Origin of the sequence: Pseudomonas sp. NPDC088885 (genome assembly GCF_044750025.1) — a bacterium.
Taxonomy (GTDB): domain Bacteria; phylum Pseudomonadota; class Gammaproteobacteria; order Pseudomonadales; family Pseudomonadaceae; genus Aquipseudomonas; species Aquipseudomonas rustica.
Genome location: NZ_JBIVJB010000108.1, coordinates 10014 through 14446 on the forward strand (window position 1 = coordinate 10014; position 4433 = coordinate 14446).

The following is a 4433-nucleotide window of genomic DNA, read 5'->3' on the forward strand; positions in this document are numbered from 1 at the left end:
CGCAATTACCTCTGTATATATCAGGCCTTAGAAGGCCGGAGTTAATGGTGTTCAGCGTTCACTAGTGCACTCGAAAGTGCGGCTTACAGGCGCCACAATGCCGTGTGCAGGCATACAAAGTTCCGAGTGTCTAAATAAGTGCACTCAAGATGTGCGCAACCAGGCCTTATAGTTATGACTTGCCCTGTTATGCAGCGGATCTTCCTTTGGAAGACTCAGGTGCATTCGTCTTGCGCGCTTGATGGCGGGCGGGAAGGCCCGTAGATCAAGCGGTTTGGTGCTCAGGCGAGCACGTTTATAGGGGCGCGGCCTTGGCCTTGTAGGGGATATTAATGCTGCGTATCTCCTGTCCTTCAGTGTGCTTTGCGACCGGTTAGTCATCTAGGCAAGTTGCTGTGACAACTTGGTTACATGGCTAATTGTCCTACGTAAGTTATCTCGTACAAACTCGGCGAGAATCGTTACCGGTGGTATGAACTACGCATTTGGACATAGTTCCAGTCCGCTCATCGCACCATCTGAAATTTTTTGAAATATTGACAAAGATGGCACTGGTCTCAATTTGATAGCACTTTCCGTTTCGCCCTTTATTGATAGGGGCGTCATTGCGCTAGATAGTTTTGTGCCACTACCTTGAAAAAAGTTACGTGCCACTACTGAAAAAAATGATCAGTGTCGAGTGAAACTAAAATTAGAAAAGACAGGGATTGTTTTCTGGCGCCATAAAAATGGCGAAATCAAGCGAGGAATTTTTGACGTCGTGCGAGCTGCACGACTCTTTATAAAAAGAGTCGTGCATTAGGCATGCTTTATTCGGGGGCGTGGTCGCGCAGAAATACCAGGTTGTCAGGTTTCGACTGTTCGGCGCTGTAGCGATAACCCTGCACATCGAACTGCTTGAGCTGGGCGGGATCGCTGATCTTTTCCTGAATCACGAAACGGCTCATCAGGCCACGAGCCTTCTTCGCGTAGAAGCTGATGATCTTGTACTGGCCGTTCTTCTGATCCTTGAACTCGGTGTTGATGATCCGCGCGTTCAACGCCGTGCGTTTAACCGCCGAGAAGTATTCGTTGGACGCGAGGTTGAGCAGCACGTCGTCGCCCTGATCGGCCAGCGCTTCGTTGAGCCATTCGCTGATGCGCGTGCCCCAGAAGGCGTACAGGTCTTTGCCACGGGCGTTGGCCAGTTTGGTGCCCATTTCCAGGCGATACGGTTGCATCAGGTCGAGCGGGCGCAGCAGACCATAGAGGCCGGAGAGCATGCGCAGGTGCTTTTGCGCGTAATCGAAATTGGCTTCGCTGAAAGATTGTGCGTCGAGGCCGGTATAGACGTCGCCCTTGAAGGCGAGCAGCGCTTGCTTGGCGTTTTCCGGGGTGAACGCGGGCGTCCAGCTGCCGAAACGCGCGGCGTTGAGGCCGCCGATCTTGTCGGACACGTGCATCAGCTCACTGATCTGCGCCGGGGTCAGGTCGCGCAATTGCTGGATCAGTTCCTGAGAATGGTCGAGGTACTGCGGCTGGGTGAAGCGCTGGGTCGCCGGCGGTGTTTCGTAATCGAGGGTCTTGGCGGGGGAAATCACCATCAGCATGAAGTCGTCTCCTTTAATCGTGGGGGCGATTCTAGGGGGTTGTCGGTGTTGACTCCAGCTATGAGCGTGATAGGTGATCGACGGCTTGGCGATGATCGTTCCCACGCTCTGCGTGGGAATGCCGCCTGTGACGCTCCGCGTCACCGTCGAGCTGGACGCGGAGCGTCCGGGGAGGCGTTACCACGCAGAGCGTGGGAACGATCATCGCAATGATTCAATGGAGGTACAGGTAGGAGCTGCCGAAGGCTGCGATCTTTTGATCTTTCTTTTGATCCACCCGCGATATAGTGCCGCGCGGGTTTTGTTATGGAGACGCCCCTTTGCGCATTGTTCTTTTATTCACCGCGTGGCTGTTGAGCTTCGGTGCCGCTGCGGCGCCGGGCGATGTGGCGACGCTGGATCGCAGCACCTGGCCGGAGCAGCTCAGCAGCCCGACGCTGTTCGACGTCGCCTCGCGCGCCGAAATCCTCATGTTCGCCCGGGGCCTGCTCGGCACCGAGGCGCTAGACGAAACCACGCTGGCCCAGCGCCTCGGCCTGCGCACGGTGAATATCGACGCGGTCAACAGCCTGCGTCAGCGTCTCTGGCAGCGCCTGTTGGCCAACTACGACTACGCCCAGCAAAGCTGCGATCAGGACGCCTCGTTCTGCTTCCTCGTCGAAGATCTGCCAACCCTGCGCGAGCAAGCCGCCAAATTCGTCGTCAGCGATGACAGCTATTACACCAAGTGGGCCGAGCCGAGCCGGATCTTCCATGTGCAGTATCTCGATGAACTGATGCGCAAGGCCGCGCTGTTCCCGCAGACCAGCAGCGAAGTCGATCGTTTCGGCGACTACGAGCGCAACGGCGACGAGATGCACGACCGGCTGTTTCTGCTGACTTTCGACAGCGCCGCGAACCTGCAACCGGACAATACCGACTGGCTCACCGGCTATCTGCGCAAGGCCAATCTGAGCGGCACGTTCTTTGTGTTGGGCAAGGATATTCAGGCACGCCTGAGCGATCGTTCGGTGAGCAGCCTGCAAACCGAGTTTTCCAGACAGTGCGTCGGCGTGCAGGGCTGGGAGTTCCGCTCCCACAGCCACTGGCAGGACTGGCAGGATTCGGTGCGGCGCAGCGCCGATCTGGTGAAGAACAAACTGCCGGAGAACTACGTACCGCTGTTCCGTCCGCCGGACGGCCAGCGCCGCAGCGATGCGCAAGGTTTCTTCAACACTCAGGGCCTGCAAGTGGCGCTGTGGGACATTGATGCTCAGGACGGTGCCGGCAAACTCAAGGGTACGCCGAGCGCGCAACGGGTGCTGACCCTGATGCTGTTGTGGCGTCACGGGGTGATCAATTTCAATATGAAACAGGACGCGGTGAAGACCTCGTTGCCGTGGCTGATCACGCAAACCGCGCAGAGCGGCATCGGTTGGGAAGACTGTCAGGACGCGTTTCGCTGAGAAACGCTAAAAGCCCGGAAACATTGGGCTTGGGGTGATTTTTTCAGAGAATTTGCTGCAGGTGGACTTCCGACTCTAACGGTGTCGACGGAGTCCGCCAAGGGCTTTTCGTCACTTTGCAAAATAAACTTAAAAAAACCGTCAAAGTACTTTTTTATGTCATCGGTTTTGGAGTATTACGAAGACAGACCGCCGAAACCTGCAACACAGGTGGCGTCTTCCAAGACCCGTTTGTTTGCAGTCACTTGAATCTCCGCAGGTGAGATTTCGGCAGTCACTTCGAGGCGCAGCACCGCTCAGGTATTGCGTCTACTGGCTCTGACATAGGTGACCGAGTATGGATGATCACGGACGTAGCCCTTCCTCCAACCAGCCAATCCTGTATGTACTCGATACCAACGTATTGATTCACGATCCAAACGCCCTGCTGAATTTCGAAGAACACCACGTCGCGATCCCGATGACCGTGCTGGAGGAGCTGGACAAGCTCAAGAGCGGGCATCACAGCGTGGCCGCTGAATGCCGTCAGGCCATCCGGCTGATCGACAAAACCCTGGGCGATGCGTCCCCGGAAGATGTCGAACTGGGTGTGCCGATCCAGCGCGGCAAGGGCGGGCCGAAGGGCTTGCTGTCAATTCTGATGAGCAAGCAGGCCGAATCGAACCTGATTCTGCCCGAGCATCTGAACGACAACAAAATCATCAACCAACTGATCGACCTGCACACTCGCGACCCGAAAAAACCGGTGGTGCTGGTCACCAAAGACATCAACATGCGCCTCAAGGCGCGTGCCTGCGGTATCGCCTCCGAGGACTACAGCACCGACCAACTGGTCGACGACGTGTCCTTGCTGCCGAACGGCTATCACAACATGACCGGCTCCTTCTGGGACCGCGTGAGCAAGGTCGAAACCCGTCAGGATCACGGCCGCACCTGGCACCAGGTACAACTGATCGACAACCTGCCGGCCGTGCACATCAACGAGTTCATCATTGATGAACAGGGCTTCGTCGGCTGGATCAAGGAGATTGAAGAAGACCGCCTGCTGATTCTCGACCTGCATCAGGAACCGCTGCTGCACCAGGAAGCGTGGGGGCTCAAGCCGCGCGACATCTATCAAAGTCTGGCGCTGTACGCGCTGCTCGATCCGGACATTCATCTGGTCAACCTGTCGGGTGCGGCAGGCTCCGGTAAAACCATTCTGGCGCTGGCCGCTGCGATCGAGCAGACCATGGTCAGCAAACGTTATCGCCGCATCATTGCCACCCGCAGCGTGCAGGGTCTCGACCAAGAGATCGGTTTCCTGCCCGGCACCGAAGCGGAAAAAATGGAGCCGTGGCTGGGCGCCATCACCGACAACCTCGAAGCCTTGCACATGGATGACGAAAACACCCATGGC

Annotated in this window: 3 protein-coding genes; 2 read left to right on the forward strand and 1 reads right to left on the reverse strand. The window is 56.7% G+C overall.

Annotated features, from left to right (window positions below):
* Window positions 1-809: 809 nt before the first annotated feature.
* Window positions 810-1589 carry a peroxide stress protein YaaA gene (gene yaaA / locus ACIP1X_RS25100; RefSeq protein ID WP_400755617.1) on the reverse strand — a complete coding sequence of 260 codons (780 nt, stop codon included), beginning with the start codon at window positions 1587-1589 and terminating at the stop codon, window positions 810-812.
* 320 nt (window positions 1590-1909) lie between these two features.
* Here yaaA and ACIP1X_RS25105 point away from each other — a divergent pair, with 320 nt between their 5' ends.
* Together ACIP1X_RS25105 and ACIP1X_RS25110 are read left to right on the forward strand one after the other, a co-directional pair.
* Complete coding sequence (locus ACIP1X_RS25105) at window positions 1910-3034, forward strand: polysaccharide deacetylase family protein (protein ID WP_400755618.1); 1125 nt, start codon at window positions 1910-1912, stop codon at window positions 3032-3034.
* Between the two features lie 337 nt (window positions 3035-3371).
* Window positions 3372-4433 (forward strand): PhoH family protein (locus ACIP1X_RS25110; RefSeq protein ID WP_400755619.1); only part of this gene is annotated, 1062 nt, incomplete at its 3' end.